General features: G+C 70.4%; 24 protein-coding genes, 1 tRNA gene and 1 riboswitch. Of the genes, 21 read left to right on the forward strand and 4 right to left on the reverse strand.

Going from position 1 to position 23315, the window contains the following annotated elements; all coding sequences use genetic code 11:
• Positions 1 to 8: 8 nt before the first annotated feature.
• The gene (locus ACG00Y_RS11550; RefSeq protein WP_394478911.1) at positions 9 to 974 is read right to left on the reverse strand and encodes a hypothetical protein; all 966 of its coding nucleotides are present in this window, start codon (positions 972 to 974) and stop codon (positions 9 to 11) included.
• A 227-nt stretch (positions 975 to 1201) separates the two neighbouring features.
• Between ACG00Y_RS11550 and ACG00Y_RS11555 the strand changes: the two genes are divergently transcribed.
• From ACG00Y_RS11555 to ACG00Y_RS11565, 3 genes are read left to right on the forward strand one after another with little or no spacing between them, the layout of a single operon-like run.
• Positions 1202 to 1594, forward strand: a complete 393-nt coding sequence (locus ACG00Y_RS11555; RefSeq protein ID WP_394478913.1) for a BlaI/MecI/CopY family transcriptional regulator — start codon at positions 1202 to 1204, stop codon at positions 1592 to 1594.
• Positions 1591 to 3306 (forward strand): M56 family metallopeptidase, encoded by a 1716-nt coding sequence (locus ACG00Y_RS11560; RefSeq protein WP_394478915.1) that lies wholly within the window; start codon positions 1591 to 1593, stop codon positions 3304 to 3306. Before ACG00Y_RS11555 ends, ACG00Y_RS11560 begins: the two co-directional genes overlap by 4 nt.
• 2 nt (positions 3307 to 3308) lie before the next feature.
• Positions 3309 to 4424, forward strand: a complete 1116-nt coding sequence (locus tag ACG00Y_RS11565; RefSeq protein WP_394478917.1) for an FAD-dependent oxidoreductase — start codon at positions 3309 to 3311, stop codon at positions 4422 to 4424.
• Between the two features lie 12 nt (positions 4425 to 4436).
• On the opposite strand, the gene ACG00Y_RS11570 is transcribed toward ACG00Y_RS11565, so the two are convergent.
• The 3 genes from ACG00Y_RS11570 to mutM are packed head-to-tail and all read right to left on the reverse strand — an operon-like array spanning position 4437 to position 6559.
• Complete coding sequence (locus tag ACG00Y_RS11570; RefSeq protein ID WP_394478919.1) at positions 4437 to 4739, reverse strand: hypothetical protein; 303 nt, start codon at positions 4737 to 4739, stop codon at positions 4437 to 4439.
• Positions 4740 to 5756 (reverse strand): A/G-specific adenine glycosylase, encoded by a 1017-nt coding sequence (gene mutY / locus ACG00Y_RS11575; protein WP_394478921.1) that lies wholly within the window; start codon positions 5754 to 5756, stop codon positions 4740 to 4742. It lies immediately after the preceding gene.
• Positions 5741 to 6559, reverse strand: a complete 819-nt coding sequence (mutM, locus tag ACG00Y_RS11580; protein ID WP_394478922.1) for a bifunctional DNA-formamidopyrimidine glycosylase/DNA-(apurinic or apyrimidinic site) lyase — start codon at positions 6557 to 6559, stop codon at positions 5741 to 5743. The genes mutY and mutM overlap by 16 nt, the downstream gene beginning before the upstream one ends.
• 40 nt (positions 6560 to 6599) lie before the next feature.
• Between mutM and ACG00Y_RS11585 the strand changes: the two genes are divergently transcribed.
• The 18 genes from ACG00Y_RS11585 to ACG00Y_RS11670 all read left to right on the forward strand — a co-directional run bounded on the left by ACG00Y_RS11585 (position 6600) and on the right by ACG00Y_RS11670 (position 23304).
• Positions 6600 to 8330: a tetratricopeptide repeat protein gene (locus ACG00Y_RS11585; RefSeq protein ID WP_394478924.1), complete on the forward strand. Its 1731-nt coding sequence runs from the start codon at positions 6600 to 6602 to the stop codon at positions 8328 to 8330.
• Complete coding sequence (locus ACG00Y_RS11590; protein WP_394478926.1) at positions 8327 to 8854, forward strand: outer membrane lipoprotein LolB; 528 nt, start codon at positions 8327 to 8329, stop codon at positions 8852 to 8854. Before ACG00Y_RS11585 ends, ACG00Y_RS11590 begins: the two co-directional genes overlap by 4 nt.
• Positions 8838 to 9737, forward strand: a complete 900-nt coding sequence (gene ispE / locus ACG00Y_RS11595; protein WP_394478927.1) for a 4-(cytidine 5'-diphospho)-2-C-methyl-D-erythritol kinase — start codon at positions 8838 to 8840, stop codon at positions 9735 to 9737. The genes ACG00Y_RS11590 and ispE overlap by 17 nt, the downstream gene beginning before the upstream one ends.
• Positions 9738 to 9777: 40 nt before the next feature.
• Positions 9778 to 9854, forward strand: a tRNA-Gln gene (locus tag ACG00Y_RS11600).
• 64 nt (positions 9855 to 9918) lie between these two features.
• The gene (locus ACG00Y_RS11605; protein ID WP_394478928.1) at positions 9919 to 10881 is read left to right on the forward strand and encodes a ribose-phosphate pyrophosphokinase; all 963 of its coding nucleotides are present in this window, start codon (positions 9919 to 9921) and stop codon (positions 10879 to 10881) included.
• 150 nt (positions 10882 to 11031) lie between these two features.
• Positions 11032 to 11652 (forward strand): 50S ribosomal protein L25/general stress protein Ctc, encoded by a 621-nt coding sequence (locus tag ACG00Y_RS11610; RefSeq protein WP_394478929.1) that lies wholly within the window; start codon positions 11032 to 11034, stop codon positions 11650 to 11652.
• An 81-nt stretch (positions 11653 to 11733) separates the two neighbouring features.
• Positions 11734 to 12366, forward strand: coding sequence for an aminoacyl-tRNA hydrolase (pth, locus tag ACG00Y_RS11615; protein ID WP_394478931.1), 633 nt, complete (start codon positions 11734 to 11736; stop codon positions 12364 to 12366).
• Positions 12363 to 12788 carry a hypothetical protein gene (locus tag ACG00Y_RS11620; protein ID WP_394478933.1) on the forward strand — a complete coding sequence of 142 codons (426 nt, stop codon included), beginning with the start codon at positions 12363 to 12365 and terminating at the stop codon, positions 12786 to 12788. The genes pth and ACG00Y_RS11620 overlap by 4 nt, the downstream gene beginning before the upstream one ends.
• Positions 12784 to 13015, forward strand: a riboswitch (cobalamin riboswitch). Its footprint overlaps the gene before it by 5 nt.
• Before the next feature lie 75 nt (positions 13016 to 13090).
• Positions 13091 to 14956 (forward strand): TonB-dependent receptor domain-containing protein, encoded by a 1866-nt coding sequence (locus tag ACG00Y_RS11625; RefSeq protein WP_394478935.1) that lies wholly within the window; start codon positions 13091 to 13093, stop codon positions 14954 to 14956.
• Between the two features lie 7 nt (positions 14957 to 14963).
• A complete protein-coding gene (gene cobU / locus ACG00Y_RS11630) occupies positions 14964 to 15521 on the forward strand; it encodes a bifunctional adenosylcobinamide kinase/adenosylcobinamide-phosphate guanylyltransferase (protein WP_394478937.1) in 558 nt (185 codons plus the stop codon).
• A complete protein-coding gene (locus ACG00Y_RS11635) occupies positions 15514 to 16368 on the forward strand; it encodes an ABC transporter substrate-binding protein (RefSeq protein ID WP_394478939.1) in 855 nt (284 codons plus the stop codon). Before cobU ends, ACG00Y_RS11635 begins: the two co-directional genes overlap by 8 nt.
• Positions 16365 to 17348, forward strand: a complete 984-nt coding sequence (locus tag ACG00Y_RS11640; protein WP_394478940.1) for a FecCD family ABC transporter permease — start codon at positions 16365 to 16367, stop codon at positions 17346 to 17348. The genes ACG00Y_RS11635 and ACG00Y_RS11640 overlap by 4 nt, the downstream gene beginning before the upstream one ends.
• Positions 17345 to 18103, forward strand: coding sequence for an ABC transporter ATP-binding protein (locus ACG00Y_RS11645; protein WP_394478941.1), 759 nt, complete (start codon positions 17345 to 17347; stop codon positions 18101 to 18103). The genes ACG00Y_RS11640 and ACG00Y_RS11645 overlap by 4 nt, the downstream gene beginning before the upstream one ends.
• On the forward strand, positions 18100 to 19389 hold the full coding sequence (locus tag ACG00Y_RS11650; protein ID WP_394478942.1) for a cobyrinic acid a,c-diamide synthase CobB: 1290 nt from the start codon (positions 18100 to 18102) through the stop codon (positions 19387 to 19389). Before ACG00Y_RS11645 ends, ACG00Y_RS11650 begins: the two co-directional genes overlap by 4 nt.
• A 3-nt stretch (positions 19390 to 19392) precedes the next feature.
• A complete protein-coding gene (gene cobO, locus ACG00Y_RS11655) occupies positions 19393 to 19962 on the forward strand; it encodes a cob(I)yrinic acid a,c-diamide adenosyltransferase (RefSeq protein WP_394478943.1) in 570 nt (189 codons plus the stop codon).
• Positions 19962 to 20891, forward strand: a complete 930-nt coding sequence (gene cbiB / locus ACG00Y_RS11660; RefSeq protein WP_394478944.1) for an adenosylcobinamide-phosphate synthase CbiB — start codon at positions 19962 to 19964, stop codon at positions 20889 to 20891. The genes cobO and cbiB overlap by 1 nt, the downstream gene beginning before the upstream one ends.
• Positions 20888 to 21865 carry an aminotransferase class I/II-fold pyridoxal phosphate-dependent enzyme gene (locus ACG00Y_RS11665; RefSeq protein WP_394478946.1) on the forward strand — a complete coding sequence of 326 codons (978 nt, stop codon included), beginning with the start codon at positions 20888 to 20890 and terminating at the stop codon, positions 21863 to 21865. The genes cbiB and ACG00Y_RS11665 overlap by 4 nt, the downstream gene beginning before the upstream one ends.
• Positions 21862 to 23304: a cobyric acid synthase gene (locus tag ACG00Y_RS11670; RefSeq protein ID WP_394478947.1), complete on the forward strand. Its 1443-nt coding sequence runs from the start codon at positions 21862 to 21864 to the stop codon at positions 23302 to 23304. The genes ACG00Y_RS11665 and ACG00Y_RS11670 overlap by 4 nt, the downstream gene beginning before the upstream one ends.
• Positions 23305 to 23315 lie beyond the last annotated feature (11 nt).

Here is a 23315-nt window from a genome sequence, read left to right on the forward strand (position 1 = left end):
CGAGGGGCTCACCGATATGCCAACGGAAGCTTCATCCAGTAGGCCAGGTTGGCCTCGAAGTCACTCGCCGCAGCCGGGTCCAGGTTCGGGTTACTCAGGCGCACCACGCGCGGCTTGGCGAACTTGGCGCGCGCCACCGACGCGCCGTGATGGCGCCACAGGTGTGCATCGAAACTGCCATCCGCCTGCATCGCCCTCAAGCCCTTCTCGACCCGCGCCGCCAGCGCCGCCTGGCTGGGCGCGAAGTAGAAGTAGTACGGGTAGGGATAGACCAGCAGCAGGCTTGGCTCAACGGCCAGCTTTTGCATCTGCGCGTGCCGTGCCTCGAACTCATCGAACACCTCGCCCACGCCACGCGGGAACAGGTCGAAGCGGCCGGCCAGCAGCATGCGAAACAGGTTCTCGTAGCCGGACACGGTGAACACCTGCAGGCCGCTGGCCCGGTAGACATCGACGTCCGGCCAGCCCAGACCCTGGCCGACGGTGAAGCGCCGCAACGCGGCCAGGTCGGTCACCTTGGCCAGGTCCGGCAGCCGCCGCTCGTCGACCAGCGACACGCGCATGCCCAGCAGGCCGCGACGGGCGTCGAAAAGCACGGGCTTGGCGCGTGTCTTGCGCTGGGTGGACGGCGTGGCCCAGGTCACATGCAGCAAGCCGCGGTCAGCATTCAGCTCCACGAACTGACGCAGCTCGGTCAGCACCTCGTCGGAGGGCTCCAGCCGCACGGGGCCATGGCTGGCCTCGGTCCGGCGCAGCGCCGCGTCCAGCAGGTTGACCAAATCCAGCGAGCGTTTGTCCAGCGGCGACTGGGGCGCCGGATAGCGCAACACCGGCCCCCGGCCCGCCGGTGCCGCCTGGCCCTGGGCGGCGCCCACCAGCCCCGCGAGCCCGAGGCCCAGGCAATGCCGACGGCTGGCCATCGTCGGTGAGTGCGCCACCGGATCAGCAGGCGGCGAAGGGCGCGGTGGACTCATGAGGTCGGTTGTCTCGGTCGGCGCCGGTGCTGGTAGAACCGCCCGGCTTCTTGTACCCCCCGATTCTGCGACCGAGGACGGGCTGCCCGACAGCCGCCCGACAGGCTTGCGTGAATTTCTGGTGCCAAGCCTGGCCACGGTTTCGGCGGCACAGGCCATGAACCGAACCCCGGAATTCAGAACTCCAGTTCTAGACAATGCGTTCTAGAACATCTATGCTGAAAAGCATGAGCACCAAAACCACCGCCGCCGCACGGCCCACCGCTGCCGAGCTGGACCTGCTGCAGGTCCTGTGGCGCCTCGGCCCGGCCGACGCCAAGACCGTGCACGAGGCCTTGCAGCCCGACCGCCCCGAGGCCACTTACGCCACCGTGCTGCGCCAGCTGCAGGTCATGCACGGCAAGGGGCTGCTGAGCCGCGACGAGAGCCAGCGCCCGCAGCGCTACGCGCCGGTGCACGCGCAGGAGAAGCTGCAGCAGTCGCTCGTGCGGGACTTCATTGCCAAGGCCTTTGCCGGCTCGGGCAAGGCGCTGGTGCTGGCGGCCCTGAAGAACCATGTCAGCGCCAAGGAGCGCGCGGAGATCCGCCGGCTGCTGACCAAGACCGGAGATGACGCATGAGCCTAACGCTCGCCATGAATGCCTGGGGCTGGGCCCTCGTGAACTTCGTCTGGCAGGGCGCCGTCATCGGCGCCGGGGCAGCACTGCTGCTGGGCCTGCTGCGCAGCGCGTCGGCGCGCTGGCGCTATGCCGTCTGCGCGATCGCCATGCTGCTGTGCCTGGTGCTGCCGCTGGCGCAGTGCCTGGACCTGGCGCCGACCGAAGTCGAGTTCGCCGGCGAGGCGACGCTTGTCGAGCAGATGCCGGCCCTGGTGACCGCCTGGGGACTGGGCGCGGCGCTGATGCTGGGCCGCCTGGCGCTGGGCCTGGCCTGGGTGGCGCGCGCGCGCAGCCGCAGCATGCCGGCACCCGAGCAATGGCAGGTGCGGCTCGATGTGCTTGCCCGCCGCCTCGGCCTGAAGCGCGTCGTCAGCCTGCGGCTACTGCCCGACCTGCCCGGGCCGATCACGCTGGGCACGCTCAAGCCCTGCGTGCTGCTGCCGGCCGCGCTGCTCAGCCGCCTGCCCGTCGACCTGCTCGAAGCGCTGCTTGCCCACGAGCTTGCCCACGTGCGGCGCTGGGACTATCTGGCCAACCTGCTGCAGAGCGCGGTCGAGGCGCTGCTGTTCTTCCATCCCGTCGTCTGGTGGCTGTCGGCCCGCATGCGCGCCGAGCGCGAGTTGGTGGCCGACGAGATCTCGGCCGATCTGCTCGACGACCCGCGCCGCCTGGCCCGGGCGCTGCATGCGCTCAGCGAGCTTCAGCCCCGCCCGCTGCCAGCCGTGGCACTGGCCGCGCGCGGCGGCGACCTGCTGCGCCGCATCGAGCGCCTGCTGGCCCCGAAGCCGCAGGCCACCGGCTGGAAGCTGGCGCTGCCGGCGCTGTTGATCGCGGCGACCAGCTTTGTCGTGCAGGCCCGGGGCCGCGACATACCGGAGCCGCCCGCGCCTGCAAAGACCGTGGCCGCAGAGGTAAAGCCAGCGCAGGAGTTGCGCCTGCCGGTCAATGCCAAGCATGTCGTCGTCGTGGACGACGCGACCGGCGAGGTGCTGATGTCGCGCAATGCCGACGCCATCGTGCCCATCGCCTCGCTGACCAAGCTGTTGACGGCCATGGTCGTGCTCGACGCCAAGCTGGACCCGGCCGAGAAGCTGCGCATCACCAGCGACGACGTCGACACGCTCAAGCACAGCCGCTCGCGCGTTCGCGTCGGCACGCGGATGACGCGCCAGGCGGCGCTGGAGATGGCGCTGATGGAGTCCGAGAACCGCGCCGCAGCCGCGCTGGCCCGCACCTTCCCCGGCGGCGAGGCCGGCTTCGTGAAGGCCGTGAACGCCAAGCTGCGCAAGCTGGGCCTGAACCGCACGTCCATCGCCGAGCCGACCGGCCTGTCGCCGGCCAACACGTCGACGGCGACCGAGATGGCCGCCATCACCGCCGCCGCCGCGCGCTACCGCGAGATCGAGCGCATCACCAGCCTGAAAAAGGCCAAGGTGCCGGTGGACGGGCGCCAACGCGAGATCCGCAACACCAACCGGCTCGTTGGCGCCAAGGGCTGGAACATCCGCGTCTCCAAGACCGGCTACACCGAGGAAGCCGGCCGCTGCCTGGCCATGCGCATCCTCAACGGCAAACGCCCGATCACCGTCGTGCTGCTGGACGCCGACGGCTCGGCGCATCGGCTGCGCGACGCGGCGCTGATCCGCAAGTCGCTGGCGCGCAAAGCACCCTGAGCATGCAGCGCCGTCATCTGCTAGCCGCCGCAGGCGCGGCCCTCACCCTGCCTGCGCGCGCGCTCGACTTCGCCCTGCCACGCGCGCCCGCCGCGATGCGCATCAGCGTCGACCGCATCATCGACATCGCCGTCGGCATCCGCCCGTTCCGTGCCCAAGGGCCGCGCATCGAGGCCGAGCGGCTGTTCAGCAAGCACATCGTCCATCACTACGGCCACGGCGGCAGCGGTTGGTCGCTGAGCTGGGGCTCGGCGCAGCGCGCGCTGGCGATCATCCACGCCCAGGCGCGACCCGGCGAGCGCATCGCCGTCGTCGGCTGCGGCGCCATCGGCCTGACGACGGCGCGCACGGCCCAGCAGGCCGGCTTCAAGGTGCGGCTGTATGCCAAGGACAGGCCGCCGCACGTCCACTCCTCGGCTGCCACGGGTCTGTGGACGCCGGACTCGCGCATCGTCACCAGCGAGCACGCCAGCCCCGCCTGGCAGGCCGATTGGGTGGCCATGGCCCGCGCATCGTTCAAGGTGCACCAGAGCTATCTGGGGCTGCCCTCGGGGCCGGTGGAATGGCATGACGGCTACCTGCTGGCCGACGACGGTTTCGATGCGCCAGTGCCCGGCCACGTCGGCGAGCCCGACTATCCGCACCTGCACGCCGACCTGCGACCGCACGGCAAGGCCCTGGCCGCTGGCGAGCACCCCTTCCATGCGGCCCATGCGCGACGCTTCACGCAGTTGGTCTTCAACATCCCGGCCTACCAGCGCCTGTTGCTGGACGACTTCGCACGTGACGGTGGCGAGCTGGTGCAGCGCGAATTCCGCCAGCCGCGTGACCTGGCCCGCCTGCCCGAGCGCCTGGTCGTCAACTGCACCGGCGATGGCGCGCGCACGCTGATGGCCGACGCGAGCCTGACGCCCGTGCGCGGCCAGACGGCACGGCTCATCCCGCAACCCGAGGTGGACTATGCGGTGATCTATCGCGGACAGAACGTCGTTGCGCTGCCGCGCCGCGACGGCCTGCTCATCGCGGCGATGGGCGAGCACGACTTCGGCAACGCCGACCTGCGGCCCGACCGCGCCCACTCAGAGGCCGCCGTGCGGCGCCTTGCGGCCCTGTTCTAGAAGCCGCTGCGGTCAGCTCTCCGACGCCTCGGATTCGCCCAGCAGCAAGGCCAGCAGCACGGCAGTCCCTACCGGCATGAAGATGACGATGGCCACGAACCACGGCGCAAACGACCGGCCCGTGCGGCGCACCAGCTGCATCATGAAGACACAGTGCATCGCGCCGGTCACTATCAGGCCCAGCCCCGTCAGCGCGAGTCGGGCCACCGGCGGGTCCTCCTCGTTCGCGCCACTGATCAGCAGCCACAGGCAGAGCCCGGCCGCCAACAGCGTGATCAACGCGTATTCGATGCCGCTCTTGATGTCGGGTCTCATTCAACTTTCCTCGATCAGCTTCTTCAGGGGCGCGGGCAACGCATAGCTCGCTAGTTTCTCCCGCGCCACCCAGGTGCCGCCTGGCAGCGCACCCTCGGGCGCATCGGCCCGCAGCGTGTGCAGCACCCAGTCGAAGTGGGTCAGCGCGTGCTGGATGCGCGGCAGCGTCGCCAGCTCGCCGCCGGGCAGGGCCGCGCGGGCACTCGCCTCGTCGTCGAACATCGGCAGCGTCCACAGCCCCGCCCACACGCCCGTGGCCGGGCGCTGGTGCAGCAAGACCTGGCCCTGCTTCTCCACCCACAGCCACCAGTTCTCGCGCCGGCCGCGCTTGAGCTTGCGCGTCTTGACGGGGTAGCGCGTCGGGTCGCCTTGCTGCTGGCCACGGCACATGGGCTGCACGGGGCAGATCAGGCAGTCGGGTGAGCGTGCGCCACAGACCGTCGCGCCGAGGTCCATCAGGCCTTGCGTGTAGCGGTCCACGTCCTGTTCGGGCAGCAGTTCGGTGGCGAGGTCCCACAAGCGCTTCTCGGCGGCGCTGCTGGCGAGGTCACCATCAAAGGCGAGCACGCGACCCAGCACCCGCTTCACATTGCCGTCCAGGATGGCCACCCGCTCGCCGAAGCAGAACGCGGCGATGGCAGCTGCGGTGGAGCGGCCGATGCCGGGCAGCGTCTGCAGGCCCGCCGCCGTGCCGGGGAACGCGCCGCCATGCAGCTCGGCCACCGCCTTGGCGCAGCCATGCAGGTTGCGCGCGCGGCTGTAGTAGCCCAGGCCGGCCCATTGCGCCAACACTTCGTCCAGCGTCGCCGCAGCGAGGTCGGTGACCTTGGGCCAGCGCGTGAGAAAGCGCTCGTAGTAGCCCAGCACCGTCGTCACCTGCGTCTGCTGCAGCATGACCTCGGACAGCCAGACGCGATACGGGTCGCGCGTGTTCTGCCAGGGCAGCGTGTGGCGACCATGGCGGCGCTGCCAGGCGACGACGGTCTTGCCGAAATCCTGGATCAGCGCTTCTGGCATGACGGGCAGAAAAAAGTGGAACGCGCGCCCTGCACGATGCGCCGGATGGCCGTGCCGCAACTCCGGCAGGACTCGCCTTCGCGGCCGTAGACCTGGGCCTGCATCTGGAAGCTGCCGGCCACGCCGTGCGCATCGCGGAAGTCGCGCAGCGTCGTGCCGCCGGCCTCCAGCGCCTGGCCCAGCACCGTGCGCACGGCCAGCGCCAGCTTGTCCGCACGCGGCCGGCTCAGTTTGCCGGCGGGCAGGCGCGGATCGATGCCGGCCATGAACAGCGCCTCACAGGCGTAGATGTTGCCGGCGCCAACGACGATGTCGCCCGCAAGCAGCGCCTGCTTGATGGCGACGCGCCGGCCGCTCAAAGCCGCGTGCAGGTGCAGGCCGTCGAAGCGCTCGTCGAAGGGCTCCAGGCCCAGGCTGCCCAGCAGCGTGGCCACCGGCTCGGCGTCCAGCGCCGCGCCCCAGACAACGGCCCCAAAGCGGCGCGGGTCGGTCAGCCGCAGCAGGCCACGGTCGGTGTGCAGGTCGAAGTGGTCATGTGCCCCGGCGGCCGGCGTCGTGTCGAGGAAGGCCAGTGAACCCGACATGCCCAGGTGCATCAGCAGCCCGCCGCTGTTCTCCAGCGGCAGCCACAAATATTTACCCCTTCTTTGCACGCTGCCGACCAGGGTGCCGAGCAGCGTTTCGGGGTCAACGCCGATGGGCCAGCGCAGGGGTTTTCCCAGGCGCAGACCGGTCACCCGGGCTCCGTGGATGGCGCCTGCAAAGCTGCGGCGCGTGACTTCGACTTCGGGCAACTCGGGCATGAGGGCGAAATCATAATCAGCGCCTGTTCTCGGAGTCTGAATGCCGTTCACGCTACGCCGCATCGCCTGTGCCACTGCCCTGCTGCTGGGCCTGCATGCCGCCCATGCCCAGCAGGCCCCGTCCAAGCCGCCGACCAACTCGGCCATGGACGCGCCTCTCTTCTACCAACTGCTGATCGGCGAACTGGAGCTGAACAACGGCCAGGCCGGCGTGGCCTTCCAGGTGCTGCTGGATGCCGCGCGCCGCACCGGCGACGCGGAGCTGTTCAAGCGCGTCGTCAACATCGCGCTGCAGGCCCGCGCCGGTGACCAGGCACTGCTGGCTGCGCGCGCCTGGGCCGACACGGTGCCCACGTCCAGCGAAGCCCACCAGACCATCGTGCAGCTGCTGGGCCTGCTGAACAAGCCCGCCGAGGTACCGCAGCCGCTGCGCGCTCTGCTGCGCCTGTCGCCCGCCGAGCAGCGCCCGGGGCTGCTGGCCTCGCTGCCGCGCCTGTTCCAGCGCTCGCCCGACCCCAAGGCCGTGCTCGCTGCGCTGGCCCCCGTGCTGCAGGCGCAGACCGGCGACCTCAAGCCTGCGGCCCTGTTCACCGAGGCGCGGCTGGCCATCAATGCCGGCGAGAACGCCCGTGCCCTCGCGCTGACCCGTGAATTGGCCCGCGCCCAGCCCGACGGCGACGACGCGATGCAGCTGGCCGTCGACCTGCTGCCTGCTGAGCCGCAAGCCGAGGGCCTCGTCACCGAGCGCCTCAAGCTCAAGCCCGACCAGCACGCACTGCGCCAGGCCTATGCCCGCGCCCTGGTCAAGGGCCAGCGCCCGGCGGAGGCGGCGCGCGAGTTCCGCCTGCTCACCGAAGCCACGCCGGACAACCCCGCGCCCTGGCTGGCACTGGGCGCGCTGGAACTGGACCTCAAGCATCTGCCTGCCGCCGAGGCCGCGCTGCGCGAAGCGCTGAAGCGCCTGGACACGCCGGCCGCCGGCAGCGACACCGACATCAAGGCCCGTGTCGACGGCCGCCAGAGCGCCTGGCTGCTGCTGGCCCAGGTGGCCGAGCAGCGCGGCGACCTGAAGGCCGCCGAGGCCGCGCTGCTGAAGGTGGACGGCACCGGGCTGGACGTGCGCTTTCGCCGCGCCAGCCTGCTGGCCCGCCAAGGCAAGCTAGCCGAGGGCCGCAAGCTGCTGCAGCCGGCCGCCAACGCGGACGACACCGAGGCCCGCGCCGCGCTGCTCGCCGAGGCCCAACTGCTGCGCGAGCACCGCGACTACGCCGGCGCCTTCGCCGTCCTGAAGACCGCCACCGAGCGCTTCAAGGACGACACCGACCTGATCTACGAGCAGGCCATGATGAGCGAGAAGCTGGGCCGCTTCGACGAGATGGAAGGCCTGCTGCGCCGGGTCATTGAAATGAAGCCGACGCACCACCACGCCTACAACGCGCTGGGCTATTCCATGGCCGATCGCAATGTGCGCCTGCCAGAAGCCAAGCAGCTCATCGAGCGCGCCCTGCAGCTGGCGCCGGGCGAGGCCTTCATCGTCGACAGCCTGGGCTGGGTGGAGTTCCGCCTGGGCAACCTGCCCGAAGCCGCACGGCTGCTGCGCGAGGCGCACACCGGCCGGCCCGACGCCGAGATCGCCGCCCACCTCGGCGAGGTGTTGTGGGTCAGCGGCGCCCAGGACGAGGCGCGACGCGTGTTCACCGAAGGCCTGCAGCGCGAGCCCGGCAACGAGGCGCTGCGCGAGACGCTGGACCGCCTGAAGGTGAAGCTTTGAGGGCCGCCGCCGTCATCCTCGCACTGGCCCTGGCCGGTTGCGCGCAGGTGCCGCAGGCGCCGCCTGCGGCGAGCACCGAAGCCCGCCTCAGCGGTCGCCTCAGCGTGACCGTGGCTGGCACCGTGCACAACCGCGGCAGCGGCGGCGCGGCCAGCTTCGAGCTGATCGGCGACGCGCAGGCCGGCCGGCTGGACCTGACCTCGCCGCTGGGCACGCTGGTCGCCCGCGCCAGCTGGCAGCCGGGCCTCGTATCGCTGCAGACGCCCGATGGCGAGCGGCGCTTCGACGACCTCGACGCGCTGACCCGCGAGATGCTGGGCGAGACCGTGCCCGTCGCCGCGCTGTTCGACTGGCTCAACGCCCGCCCCTGGCCGGCGGCGCCGCACCAGAAGACGGCCAACGGCTTCGAGCAACTGGGCTGGCGCATCGAGCCCAAGCTGCCCGCCCTCGTCGCCACGCGCCTGGCCGACCCGGTCGTCACGCTGCGCGCCAGATTGGATGGGGGCGATGAAGGCACTCCATGACCTGGCCGCGCCGGCCAAGCTGAATCTCTTCCTGCACGTCGTCGGCAAACGCGCCGATGGCTATCACCTGCTGCAGTCGGTGTTCGTGCTCATCGACTGGGCGGACACGCTGCATGTCGAACTGCGCGCCGACGGCCGGCTGGCCCGCCACGACGTACTCGGCGGTGACCTTCCTGCCGATGACCTCTGCCTGCGCGCCGCGCGGCTGCTGCGGCTGGAGACCGGCTGCACGCTGGGCGCCGACATCCACCTGGAAAAGCGCTTGCCCGCCGGCGCCGGCATGGGCGGAGGCTCTTCCGACGCCGCCACCACGCTGCTCGCGCTGAACCGGCTCTGGGACCTGCGACTGCCGCTGGACCGGCTGCTGGCCCTGGGACTGAAGCTGGGCGCCGACGTGCCCTTCTTCCTCGGCGGCGGCCCGGCCTTCGTCGAGGGCATCGGCGAAATCCTGCATCCGCTAACGCTGCCCGAGCAGCGCTTCGCCGTCGTCAAGGGCCCGGCCGGACTGGCGACCAAAGACATCTTTTCAAGCGATCTCTTGGCAAGGAGCGAAAACCTGGCTATAGTCGCGGGCTTTCCCGCCCTGGCTGGAACTGCAGAAAACTTATGCGAAGGCTTTGGTCGAAACGACCTCCAGCCCGCAGCAGAAGCGATCAGCAGTGACGTCCGAGAGGCCCTTGCGCTGATGTCGAAGCAATTCGGCAACGCCCGGATGACGGGCTCAGGCGCTGCGGTTTTCTCAGTGCTCGCCGGAGTTGGAAAAGAAAAAGAAGGCAATGACGACCAGTCCCTGGCGACATTGCTGCAGGCTCAGCCTGCAGCGTGGATCGGTCGAATCTGCCGCAGCTTGGCTCAACACCCGCTCGCGGGCTGGGCCGACTGAAGCAAGTTATAGGGTGCAGCAGCTCTGCTGTGTCCTGTGTAGGGGAGTCGCCAAGTTGGTCAAGGCATCGGATTTTGATTCCGACATGCGAGGGTTCGAGTCCTTCCTCCCCTGCCAAATTTCTTCTGTATTTCGCTGAACCGGCTCTTTCTTCAGCGGGCCACTGACTCAAGGAAGCACAGTGCTGCTCAACACGGTTCTCTTCACCGGCAACGCGAACCCGGTCCTCTCCCAAGAGATTGCCACCCACCTCGGCCTCGAACTCGGCAAGGCGGTGGTCGGTCGTTTCTCGGACGGCGAGGTGACCGTCGAGATCCAGCAGAACGTCCGCGCCCGCGACGTGTTCGTCATCCAGCCCACCTGCGCGCCGACGAACGAGAACCTGATGGAGCTGCTGATCATGGCGGACGCGCTCAAGCGCTCCAGCGCCCGCCGCATCACCGCCGTCATCCCCTACTACGGCTACGCCCGCCAGGACCGCCGCCCGCGTTCCACCCGCGTGCCCATCTCGGCCAAGGTCGTCGCCAACTGCCTGGAGACCGTGGGCGTCGAGCGCGTGCTGACGATGGACCTGCACGCCGACCAGATCCAGGGCTTCTTCGACATCCCGGTCGACAACATTTACGCCTCGCCGGTTCTGCTGTCGGACCTGAAGAGCCGCAACTACAACAACCTCGTCGTTGTCAGCCCGGACGTCGGCGGCGTCGTGCGCGCCCGCGCGCTGGCCAAGCAGCTGGGCTGCGACCTGGCCATCATCGACAAGCGCCGGCCGGCCGCCAACGTCTCCGAAGTCATGCACGTCATCGGCGACATCGACGGCCGCAACTGCGTGATCATGGACGACATGATCGACACCGCCGGCACGCTGGTGAAGGCGGCCGAGGTGCTGAAGGCGCGCGGCGCCAAGAGCGTGTTCGCCTACTGCACCCACCCCATCCTGTCGGGCCCGGCCATCGAGCGCATCGCCAACTCGCAGCTCGACGAAGTCGTCATCACCAACACCATTCCGCTGACCGACGCCGCCAAGGCCTGCAAGAACATCCGCCAGTTGTCGGTGGCCTTCCTGTTTGCCGAAACCATCCGCCGTATTTCCGATGGCGAGTCGGTCACAAGTCTTTTCTCGGAGCAGAACAACAATTTCTGATCCGTCCGAGTAGGGTCCCTCCCGCAAGCGTGGCCCTCCCTTTTCTCCGAGCAGAACAACAACTTCTGAGCGGAGATTCCGCCGCCGTCGCAAGACGGCTTTTCAACGGTACCTGGTCGCGGGTGCCGTTTCTCTTTTTTGGAGAAAACCATGAAGTTTGTTGCCTTCGAGCGCAAGTTGCAGGGGACCGGAGCGAGCCGCCGCCTGCGTGTGGCCGGCAAGGTGCCGGGTATCGTTTACGGCGCCGGTGAGCCCGCACTGATCGAACTCGATCACAACGCGCTCTATCACGCCCTCAAGAAGGAAGCCTTCCACAGCTCCCTGCTGGACATGGAGCTGAACGGCGCCGTGACCCAGGTCTTGCTGCGTGACTTCCAGGTGCACCCGTACAAGCCGCAAGTGCTGCACTGCGACTTCCAGCGCGTGGACGCCACGACCAAGATCACCAAGAAGGTGCCGCTGCACTTCGTCGGTGAAGAGACGTCCGTCGCGGTCAAGACCGACAAGTGCACGGTCAACCACGTCATCACCGAGCTGGAAATCGCCTGCCTGGCCCAGCAACTGCCCGAGTTCATCGAGGTGGACCTGTCCGGCCTGACCCAAGGTCACTCGCTGCACGTCAACGACATCAAGCTGCCCGCCGGCGTCAAGGTCGTCACGCACGGCAAGCCGAACCCGGTTGTCGCGACGCCGGTCGCCCCGGTCGCTGAAGAAATCGTCGTGGCCGCCGCTCCGGCCGCCGACGACGGCAAGAAGAAGAAGAAGAAGTAATTTCTTCCCGGCAGACCTGCCGAATGGAAAGGGCCCGAGAGGGCCCTTTTCTGCTTTCTGGCCCCTCGATAATCCACGTCCATGATTCGCTTGCTTGTCGGCCTGGGCAACCCGGGCGCCGAATACGAAGACACCCGCCACAACGCCGGCTTCTGGTGGGTCGACGGCCTGGCACGCGGGCTCAAGGTGAGCCTGGCGCCGGACAAGGCCTATCACGGCCTCGTGGCGCGCGCGAACAACGCGCCGGGCGCCAGCGGCCCGATCTGGCTGCTGCAGCCCATGACCTACATGAACCTTTCCGGCAAGTCGGTCGCGGCGCTGGCGCGCTTCTTCAAGATCGCGCCGGAAGAGATCCTGGCCATCCACGACGAGCTGGACTTGGCCCCTGGCGAGATGAAGTTCAAGAAGGGCGGCGGCGACGGCGGCCACAACGGCTTGAAGGACATGCGCGCCCAGCTGGGCAGCGGCGACTTCTGGCGGCTGCGGCTGGGCATCGGCCACCCGGGGCACAAGGATGAAGTGGCTGGCTATGTGCTGCGCAAGCCACCGCTGGCGGAGCGCCAAGCGGTGGAGGACTGCATCGAGAAGAGCTACGGCGCCGTGGAGCTGATGCTGCGCGGCGAGATGGACAAGGCGCTCGCGAAAATTCACGCCAAGCCACCGCGGCCCAAGCCCCCAAAACCCCTGCCCCCGGTAGAAACTCCGGTGCCATGAAACCCCTGCTCGTCGCCCTGGCCCTGAGCATCGCCCTGCCGGCGCTGTCGCAGACCCAGGTACGCCGAGCGCAGGTTTATCGCTGCGGGCCGGACGGCCGCGAACTGCGTGACTCGCCCTGCCCCACGGGCGCGGCCACCGCCAACAGCGTCGACTACGACCAGCCCAGCGACGCCGACAGCCGCGCCGCGCGCAACCGGCACCTGGCCGAAGCCAAGCAGGCGGCGGCGCTGGCCAACGCCCGCCGCGCCAGCGAGGCCGAGGCGCGCCGCCAGCGCAGCCAGCATGTGGGCCTGCAGACGCTGCCGCCGCTGCCCCAGCCCGCCAGCGGACCGCAGGTCGTGCACCTGCAGCCGCCCAAGACGGTCAAGCCGAAGAAGCCGGCCACCAACGCCACCAAGACCAACGGCGCCGGCCGATAGAATCCGCGCCGTTGGTGCTCGCGCCCGCCTTCACGGCGGGTGCAGTTCAACGGGAATCAGGAGGGTGGGTCACGACGTGACGAACCTAACCTGAGCTGTCCCCGCAACGGTAAGTGGACGAGGCCCAGCCTCACTGTTCAACCAGCAAACCACTGGTGCGCAAGCACTGGGAAGGTGTTGAACGGCGCTCCATCAGCCCGGATACCGGCCAACAACGGGGCTTGTCGCTCAATGAGCGGAAGCCGTTTTCAGCCTTGCTGCGGGGGTCAGCACGGCTGGTTGATCGTTTGCGTTCCTCTTCCATGTCCCAAGTTTTCCTCGCGGCCCGTCGGCCGCTGCTCGCCTTGTCCGTGCTGGCCCTGGCCGCGTCCGCCCATGCCCAGAACAAGCTCGACACCGTCGTCACCACCGCCACGCGCTCGCCGCAGAAACTGTCCGAGGTGCTGGCCGACCTGACCGTCATCACCCGCGCCGACATCGAGCGCCAGGCCGCCGCCAGCGTGGCCGACCTGCTGCGCAACAACGGCTGCGCCGAGATGGTCCGCAACGGCGGCGCCGCGTCCACCACATCCATCTACCTGCGCGGTGCCGAGACGCGCCACACGCTGGTGCTCGTCGACGGCGTGCGCATGGACTCGCAGGCCTCCGGCGGCGCCAGCTGGCAAGGCATCCCCATCTCGCAGGTCGAACGCGTCGAGGTGCTGAAGGGCCCGGCCAGCGCCATCTACGGCTCGGACGCCGTCGGCGGTGTCGTGCAGATCTTCACGCGCAAGGGCGGCGGCAAGGTCAGCGCCGATCTGGGCGTAGCCTATGGCAACCTGGGCACCTACAAGGCCGACGGCGGCCTGTTCGGCAGCGCCGGCATCGTCGACTTCGCCTTCACGCTGGCCGGCGAGGAGAGCGACGGCTTCAACGCCACGACGCCCGACAGCGCCTTCAGCTACGTGCCCGACCGCGACGGCTGGCGCAAGTACCAGGCCACCGCGCGCGTCGGCGCCCAGTTGGCCCAGGGCCATCGCGCCGAGGTCTTGTTCGTCAAGAACTACGCCAACGGCCAATACGACGCCTCCAGGTCCCGGCCGCTCGTCGACGACCACACGCTGCAGGACGCCAACGCCACCCGCCTGGCCTGGACGGCGCAGTGGGCGCCGGCGCTGCAGACGCAGCTGAGCTACGGTGAGTCGCGCGACCGCTACCAGACCACGCCTTCGGTCTACCTGACCGACACCAAGATCCGCACGCTGGCGCTGACCGGCTCCTACCTGCTCGCCAAGGGCCAGCAGATCAACTTCCAGGGCGAGCGCATCGAGGACAGGCTGGAGAACAGCGGCCTGGTCACGTCCGGGGTCGGCAAGCGCAGCCGCAACGCCGTCGGCGCGGGCTACCTGCTCAACGCCGGCGCCTTCAGCCTGCAGGCCCATGCCCGCCATGACGACGACAGCCAGTTCGGCAGCGTCGACACCGGCACGCTGCTGGCCGGCTACGAAGTGGCCACCGGCCTGCGCATCGTCGGCTCCGTGGGCACCGCCTTCCGCGCACCCACGCTCTACCAGCAGGGCACCGTCTACGGCCCCGACCTCGCCAAGCCGGGCGTCGAGGCGCTGGATGCCGAGCGCGGCCGCAACTTCGAGTTCGGCCTGAAGTACGGCGCGGGCGACAGCGAGTTCACCGCCACCGCCTACCGCAACCGCATCCGCGACCTCATCATCTTCGGCGCGGCCGGCAGCTGCCAGAGCAGCTTCGGCTGCTACGAGAACGTGTCGCAGGCCCGCCTGCAGGGCCTGAGCCTGGCCGGCAGCACCAAGCTGGCCAACGTGACCCTGCGCGCCACGCTGGACTTGCAAAAGCCCACGGACGCCAGCACCGGCCTGCTGCTGGCCCGCCGCGCCAAGCGGCTGGCCACCCTCGGCGCGGACACCCAACTGGGCGACTGGCTGCTGGGCGCCAGCGTGCAAGCCTCGGGCCACCGCTTCGACAACGCCGCCAACACGCGTCGCCTGGGCGGCTACGGCCTCGTCAACGTCAACGCGCAGTACAAGCTGGGCCGCGACCTGCGCCTGCAGCTGAACCTGGACAACGCCTTCGACCGCGCGCACACGACGGCCTACGGCTACGCGTCCGCGCCGCGCACGGCGCTGGTCTCGTTGCGCTGGTCGCCGCAGCTTTGACGCCGTGATGACCGCGCACCACCTCATCGTCGGCGGCCAGCGCAGCGGCAAGTCGCGGCAGGCCGAGCGGCTGGCCTTGCGCTGGCAGGCCGGGGGTGGGCGGGTCACCGTCGTCGCCACCGCGTTGGCGCTGGATGGCGAGATGCTTGCGCGCATCGCCCACCACCAGGCCACGCGGCCGGCGGGCTTTGACACGATTGAAGCCCCGCTGGCCTTGAGCGCAGCGCTGCAGCAAGCAGACGACGCGGGCACGCTGCTCGTCGTCGACTGCCTGACGCTGTGGCTCACCAACTGGCTGATGCCGATGAGCGGTGCGCCCGATCGCAACGGCTGGGCCGTCGAGCGGCAGACGCTGCTGGGCCTGCTGCCGCAGCTGGCCTCGCCGGTCGTCTTCGTCTCCAACGAGGTGGGCTGGGGCGTGTCGCCGCTGGGCCGCGAGGTACGCGACTATGTCGACGAACTGGGCCGGCTGAACCAGGACGTGGCGCGGCGCTGCGGCCAGCTGACATTGATGGTGGCCGGACAGGCCTGGACACACGCTGTTGAGGAGGCTGCCGATGCTTAGATTCCTAACCCTGCTGTTGCTTGCCGTCGCGCTGCCCGCAGCCGCCGTCGAGATCAAGGACGACCTCGGCCACACGACGGTCATCACGGCCGCGCCGCAGCGCATCGTCAGCTTGCTACCTTCGCTGACCGAGACGGTCTGCGAACTGGGCGCCTGCAGCCGACTCGTCGGCGTGGACCGCTACTCCAATTACCCCGCACAAGTGAACGCCTTGCCCAGGCTGGGCGGGCTGGAAGACACCAATGTCGAGCTGATCGCGGCACTGAAGCCCGACGTGGTGCTGGTGGCCGTGTCCTCGCGCGTGGCCGAGCGGCTGCGGGCACTAGGCATGAAGGTCGTCGCGCTGGAGCCGCGCTCCTACCGCGACGTGCAGCGCGTGCTGACCACCATCGGCCAGGTGCTGGGTGTGCCGGATGCGCAGCGCGTCTGGCGCCACATCGAGGCCGGCGTGGCGGCGGCGGCCAGCAGCGTGCCGGCTCAAGCGCGCGGCGTGCGCGTGTACTACGAGGTCGCCAGCGGCCTGTGGGCGGCAGGCACCGTGTCCTTCATGGGCGAGACGCTGACCCGCCTGGGCGCCGGCAACATCATCCCGCCCGAGCTGGGCCCCTTTCCCAAGATCAACCCCGAGTTCGTCGTCAAGGCCAACCCGGCGCTCATCATGATCGGCCAGCGCGGCTCGGAAGGCTTGGCGCAACGCCCGGGCTGGGACCGCATAGCCGCCATCCAGCGCGGCCGCGTCTGCGTCTTCAAGGCCGAGGAAGGCGACATCCTCTCCCGCCCCGGCCCGCGCATGGCCGAGGCCGCGCAGATCATGGCGCGCTGCCTGCGCGAGAAGGCGTCTTCGTGACAAACCTGCGCCCCGCGCTGCTGCTGGTGCTGCTGCTCGCCGCGGGCGCTGCCGGCGTGCTGGCCGGCGTGCTGACCGGCAGCACCGGCTGGGCCGACCTGCAGGACGGCAGCATGAGCGTCATCCTGTGGGAGATCCGCCTGCCCAGGTCGTTAGGCGCCTGGCTGGCGGGCGCGCTGCTGGGCATGGCCGGCGCGATGGCGCAAGGCCTGTTCCGCAACCCGCTGGCCGACCCCTATTTGCTGGGCAGTGCGTCGGGCGCCGGCCTGGCCGTGGCCGTCGCGCTGGCGCTGACCGGCATCTCGCCGCAGACCTCCTCGCTGCTGGCCCACATCGGCCTGACCGGCATCGCCTTCGTCGGCACGCTGGTGGGCGTGGGGCTGACGCTGATCCTCGCGCGTGGCGTGGAGCAGACGCTGCGCCTGCTGCTGGCCGGCGTCGTCGTCGGCGTGGTGCTGAACGCGCTGACCGGCCTGGCCACGCTCTGGGCGCCGGACATCCTGCGCGCCATGCAGGCCTTCCTGCTCGGCAACACCGGCCTGTTGGGCTGGAGCAGCGTCTGGGTGATGGCGGCCTGCGGCGGCGTGGCTCTGCTCATCGGCCTGCTGGCCAGCCCGGCGCTGGATGCGCTGACGCTGGGCGAGGCCACCGCCGCGTCGCTGGGCATGCGCATGGGACTGATGCGACTGCTGCTGATCGGGGCGTTCGCGCTGGCCACGGGTGCTGCAGTCGCGCAGACCGGCATCGTCGCCTTTGTCGGCCTGGTCGCGCCCCACCTCGTGCGCGCGCTGTGCCCGATGCTGCACGGCCGTTTGATCATGATGTCGGCTGCGGCCGGCGGCGCGCTGCTGCTGGCGGCGGACGTGCTGGCGCGTGGGCTGATCCGGCCGCAGGAGCTGCCGGTCGGTCTCGTCACCGCACTGCTCGGCGGCGTCTACCTGCTGGTGCTGATGCATCGCCGCGGAGCACCCAGGCGATGAGCGCGCTGCAAGCCCAGATCCAGCGCGTCCGCATCGACGGCCGCGATCTCATCAGCGACATCGAGCTGACGATCCCGCAAGCCCGCTGGACCGCCATCGTTGGCCCCAACGGCGCCGGCAAGTCCACGCTGCTGCGCGCCGTCGCCGGCCTGCAGCGCTGCGACGGGTCCGTTCAACTGGCGGGCAAGCCGCTGGCTGAATGGCCGTCCCGCGAGCGTGCCCGCCATCTCGCCTGGATGGGCCAGCAGGAAACCGGCGCCGACGACCTAACGGCACTGGACGTGGTCATGCTCGGCCGCCTGCCGCACCGCCCCTGGCTGGCGCCGCCCACCGCCGCCGACCAGGCCGCCGTGCACGCCGCCATGCAGTCCACGCAGAGCTGGGCCTGGCGCGAGCGGCGCCTGGGCTCGCTGTCGGGCGGCGAGCGGCAACGCGTGCTGCTGGCCCGCGTGCTGGCCGTAGCCGCGCCGCTGACGCTGATGGACGAGCCGCTGGCCCACCTGGACCCGCCGCACCAGGCCGACTGGATGGCGCTGGTGCGCGCCCGCGTGGCGGCCGGCCACAGCGTCGTCAGCGTGCTGCATGAACTGCACCTGGCGCTGCAGGCCGACCACCTCGTGCTGATGGCCGATGGCCGCATCGTCCACACCGGCGCGCCGGCCGACGCAGCCACGCACGACGCGCTGCGCCGTGTCTTCGGCCCCAGCCTGCACATTGCACAGATCGAAGGGCGCTGGGTCGCCCTGCCTTTATGACTTACTGCCCCGCCCTCTTCATCAGTGCGCCCGCCTCGGGCTCCGGCAAGACCTGCGTCACCGCGGCCATTGCACGCAGCCAGGTCCGGCGCGGCCAGCGCGTGCGCGTGTTCAAGACCGGCCCCGACTTCCTCGACCCCAGCATCCTGGAGCGCGCCAGCGGCGCACCGGTCTACCAGCTGGACTTGTTCATGGGCGGCTTCGCGCATTGCCAGGCGCTGCTGGCCGCCGCGGCCCGCGAGGCCGATCTCATCCTCGTCGAGGGTGTCATGGGCCTGTTCGACGGCAAGCCCAGCAGCGCCGACCTCGCCGCCGCCTTCGGGCTGCCGGTCATGTGCGTCATCGACGCGTCGGCCATGGCCCAGACCTTTGCGGCGCTGGCCACCGGGCTGGCCAACTTCCGGCCCGGGCTGCAGCACTGCGGCGTCGTGGCCAACCGCGTCGGCAGCGAGGCGCACGGCCGCATGGCGGCCGAGGGCCTGCCCGACGACCTGCCACTGCTCGCCGCACTGCCGCGCGAGCCCCGGCTCATCCTGCCCGAGCGCCACCTGGGCCTCGTGCAGGCGCTGGAGCAGCCGGGGCTGGACGCGCAGCTGGACGCCTGGGCCGACGCCTGGGACGCGGCGCGGCGGCCGGGCTTCGCCTTCAAGCCGCTGCCCATCGAGGACGCCATCGAGACGGCCCCGCGGCCGCTGCTCGCTGGCCGGCGGATCGCCATCGCCCGCGACGCGGCCTTCGGCTTCATCTACCCAGCCAACCTCGACACACTGCGCGCGCTGGGTGCCGAGCTGCACTTCTTCTCGCCGCTGGCGCACGAGCCACTGCCCGCCTGCGATGCCGTCTGGCTGCCCGGCGGCTACCCCGAGCTGCGCACCGAGCGCCTGGCCGCACACCCGACGCTGGCTGGCGCGCTGGCACGGCATGTCGCCGCCGGCAAGCCGCTGCTGGCCGAGTGCGGCGGCATGCTGGCGCTGCTGGACGAGCTGACCGACGCCGCCGGCGACACCCACCGCATGGCCGGCCTGCTGCCGGGCCGGGCGCATGTGCAGCAACACCTGGCCGCACTGGGCCTGCAGGCCATCGCCTGGCCCGAGGGCCCGCTGCGCGGCCACAGCTACCACTACTCGACGCTGGAGACGCCGCTGCCCCCCATCGCCAAGGCCAGCAACCCCAACGGCGGCAAGACCGCCGAGGCGCTGTACCAGCAGGGCTCGCTGCGCGCGAGCTATGTGCACCACTACTTCCCGTCCAACCCCGAGGCTGTTGCCGCATTCTTCAAGAGCTGACCCATGGACATAGAAACCCCGCCGCTGGACCACAAGCGCCTGGAGCAGCCCGCCGAGCGCCGCGGCCTCGTGCTGGTGCACACGGGCGACGGCAAGGGCAAGAGCACGGCCGCCTTCGGCCTGGCGCTGCGCGCGCACGGGCGCGGCAAGCCGGTGCTGATCTACCAGTTCATGAAGGTGCCCAGCGCCCGCTTCGGCGAGCACCGCATCTTCGAGCAGCTGGGCGTGCCCATCGTCGGCCTGGGCGACGGCTTCTCGTGGAAGAGCAAGGACCTGGAGCATTCAGCCCAGCTGGCCCGCGACGGCTGGGCGCGCGCCGAGGCCACGATCCGCGCGGGCGAGCATTTCCTCGTCGTGCTGGACGAGATCATGTATCCGCTGCGCTATGGCTGGGTGCCGCTGGACGCGGTGCTGCAGTGCCTGCGCGAGCGGCCGGCGCATGTGCACGTGGTGCTGACCGGGCGCGGCGCGCCGGCCGAACTGGTCGAGCTGGCGGACACGGTGACGGAGATGACGCTGGTCAAGCACCACTACAAGGCCGGCGTTCCCGCCCAGCGCGGTATCGAGGATTGATGGCGCTGATGCTGCCACTGGCCCTGCTGGTGGCGCTGCTGGTCGACCGCGCCTTCGGCGAGCCGCCGGCGTGGATGCACCCGGTCGTCGGCATGGGCCGCTACCTGGGCTGGTTCAGGCTCACCCGTCTGCCGGCGCCGCTGGCGTTCGTGGCGGGCGCGCTGGCCTGGACGGTCGCCGCCGCCGCCGTGGTGTTCATCGCGCTGTGGCTGGAGGGCCAGGTGTTGCTCTCGCTGCAGCCCTGGCTGTCGCCGCTGCGGCTGGCGGGCGCGGCCGTGCTGATCGGCCTGCTGCTGAAGCCGCTGCTGGCGTGGCGCATGCTGGCCGAGGAGGCCATGGCCGTCGAGGAGGCCATGGCCGTCGAGGCGGCGCTGGCCGAATCGCTGGGCGCAGGCCGCGCGCGGCTGTCCCGCCTCGTCAGCCGCGACACGTCGGCGCTGACCGACACCGAGGTCCGCGAGGCCGCCATCGAGACACTGGCCGAGAACCTGAACGACTCGGTCATCGCGCCGCTGTTCTGGTTCGCCATCGCCGGCCTGTCGGGTGCGGCGCTCTACCGCTTTGCGAACACGGCGGATGCGATGTGGGGCTACCGGGACGAACGCGAATGGAGCGGCAAATGGGCCGCGCGCGCGGACGATCTGCTGTCGTGGCTGCCGGCGCGGCTGACGGCCTTGCTCATTGCGCGGCCCTCGCTGCGGCTGCTGCGCGAAGCCCGCCGCACGCCGTCGCCCAACAGCGGCTGGCCGATGGCCGCGATGGCGCTGCGGCTGGGCGTGCGTCTGGGCAAGCCGGGCGTCTACACGCTGCATGCCGATGGCCGGCAGGTCTCGTCCGACGACCTGCACGCGGCACGCACCGTGGCGTGGCACGCTGTCGTGGCCGGCGCCGCGCTGATCGCGCTGCTGGCCTGGACGCTGAGGTCATGACCCACACCCCACTGCTGGCCGAACACGGCGGCCCCGACGACGGGCCGCCGGCGGACTTCGACTTCTCGACGAACGCCAGCCCGCTGGGGCCGCCACCCGCGCTGCTGCGCGCCGTGCGGGCCGCCGACCGGCGCAGCTACCCCGATCCGAACTACCGCGCGCTGCGCCGACGGCTTGGTGATGGCGAACTGGTGCTGCCGACCGCCGGCGGCGCCGAGGGCATCCGTCGCCTGACCTTGGCCGCCCTGCTCACCGGCCGCCGCGAGGTGTGGGTGCCGCAACCCGGCTTTGGCGACTACGCGCTGGCTGCGCAGGCACTGGGACTGGCCGTGAAGCCCTATGCCCGGCCCGCCGACATCCGCCCTGCCGCACCCGCGCTGGTGTGGATCTGCGAGCCCTGCAACCCGACCGGCGAGAGCGTCGCGACCTGGCCCGGCGTGGATGCGCTGCTCATCGTCGACCGCGCCTACGAGCCGCTGCGGTTGCAGGGCGAGGCGCCCCCGCTGCCCGCCGGCGCCTGGCAGCTGATCAGCCCCAACAAGGCGCTGGGCCTGACCGGCATCCGCGCCGGCTACTGCGTGGCGCCCGCCGCCGACGCCGTCTGGGCGCATGCACTGTCGCTGGCGCCCAGCTGGGTGCTGTCGGCCGAGGGCGCGGCGCTGCTGATGCACTGGCTGGACGAAGACACACAAGCCTGGCTGGACGACGCACGCGCGCAGTTGCGGGTCTTGACCGCCGCCCAGCGCGCGCTGCTGGCCGGCCTGGGCTGGCAGCAGCGCGACAGCGGTACGAACTTCTGGCTGGCCCGGCCGCCGCAGGCCGACATGCTGCCGCGGCTGCGTGAGCGCGGCATCCGGCTGCGCGACGCGACCTCGTTCGGCCTGCCCGGCTGGGTGCGGCTGTCAGCCCAGCCACCGGCCGCACAACAGGCACTGCAGCTGGCCGTGCTGGAGATCGAGGGAGAGGACTCATGAGCAGAGGGAAAGCGGTCATGGTGCTCGGCACCACCAGCGGCGCCGGCAAGAGCTGGCTGGCCACCGCGCTGTGCCGCTGGTATGCGCGGCAGGGGCTCAAGGTCGCGCCGTTCAAGGCGCAGAACATGAGCAACAACGCGCGTGTGGTGCCAGGTCTGAACGGAGCGATGGGCGAGATCGGCAGTGCCCAGTACTTCCAGGCCCTGGCCGCGCGCCGCGTGCCCGAGGTGCGCATGAACCCGGTGCTGCTCAAGCCCGAGGCCGACACGCAGAGCCAGGTGGTCGTGCTGGGCGAGGTGGACGCGGCCTTGTCGCGCATGCCCTGGCGCGAGCGCAGCGCGCTGCTGAAGCCGCGCGCCCGCGCGGCGCTGCTGGAGCTGCTGCGCGAGAACGACGTCGTCGTCATCGAGGGCGCCGGCTCCCCGGCCGAGATCAACCTGGCGCCCAGCGACTACGTGAATCTAGGCACCGCGCGCGATTCGCAGGCCGCCTGCCTGCTCGTCACCGACATCGACCGCGGCGGCGCCTTTGCCCACCTCTACGGCACGCATCAGCTGATGCCGGCCGATGTGCGTGCCCAGGTCCATGGCTTCGTGCTGAACCGCTTTCGTGGCGACGCCGGCCTGCTGGCGCCCGGCCCCGAGCAATTGCAGGCGCTGACCGGCGTGCCCACCATCGCCACGCTGCCCATGTGGCGCGGCCATGGGCTGCCTGAAGAGGACGGTGTGTTTGACAGCGCCGCCACCGGCGAGGGCCTGCACATCGCCGTCATCGCCTACCCGCGCCTGTCCAACCTGGACGAATTCCAGCCGCTGCGCCAGCTGCCCGGGGTGCGCCTCTCCTGGGCGCGCGAGCCACGCGACCTGGCCGGCGCGGACTGGATCATCCTGCCCGGCTCCAAGTCCACCGCCGCCGACCTGGCCTGGCTGCGCGCGCAGAAGCTGGACCTGGCCATCAACGCCCACCGCGGCCGCGTGCTGGGCATCTGCGGCGGCCTGCAGATGCTGGGCGAGGCACTGATCGACACGCACGGCGTGGACGGCAATGCGCCGGGCCTGGGCCTGCTGCCCCTGGTCACCGCCTTCGAGACCGAGAAGCTGCTGAGCAACACAGCTTTGCACTTCGGTGCGACGGATGGACCCTGGGCCGCGCTGGCCAGCATGCAGACTGAGGGTTATGAGATTCGCCATGGCCGCACCCAGCCCCACCCCGGCCTGCCGCCGCCACAGGTGGCGCTGCGCAACGCAGCGGGCGACGCCATCGGCTGGCAGGCCGGACGTGTGCTGGGCGTCTACGCCCACGGCCTGTTCGAACAACCCGCCGTGCTGCAGGCGCTGTTCGGCCAGACGGGCCGGCCGCTGGAGGCGGTGTTCGACGGGTTGGCAGACTTCATCGACCTGCACTTCCAACCGGGCAGACTCGCGGGCTTGATCACATGAAGAGGGAATTG

It is taken from the genome of Pelomonas parva, from assembly GCF_043555835.1.
Lineage (GTDB): Bacteria > Pseudomonadota > Gammaproteobacteria > Burkholderiales > Burkholderiaceae_C > Pelomonas > Pelomonas parva.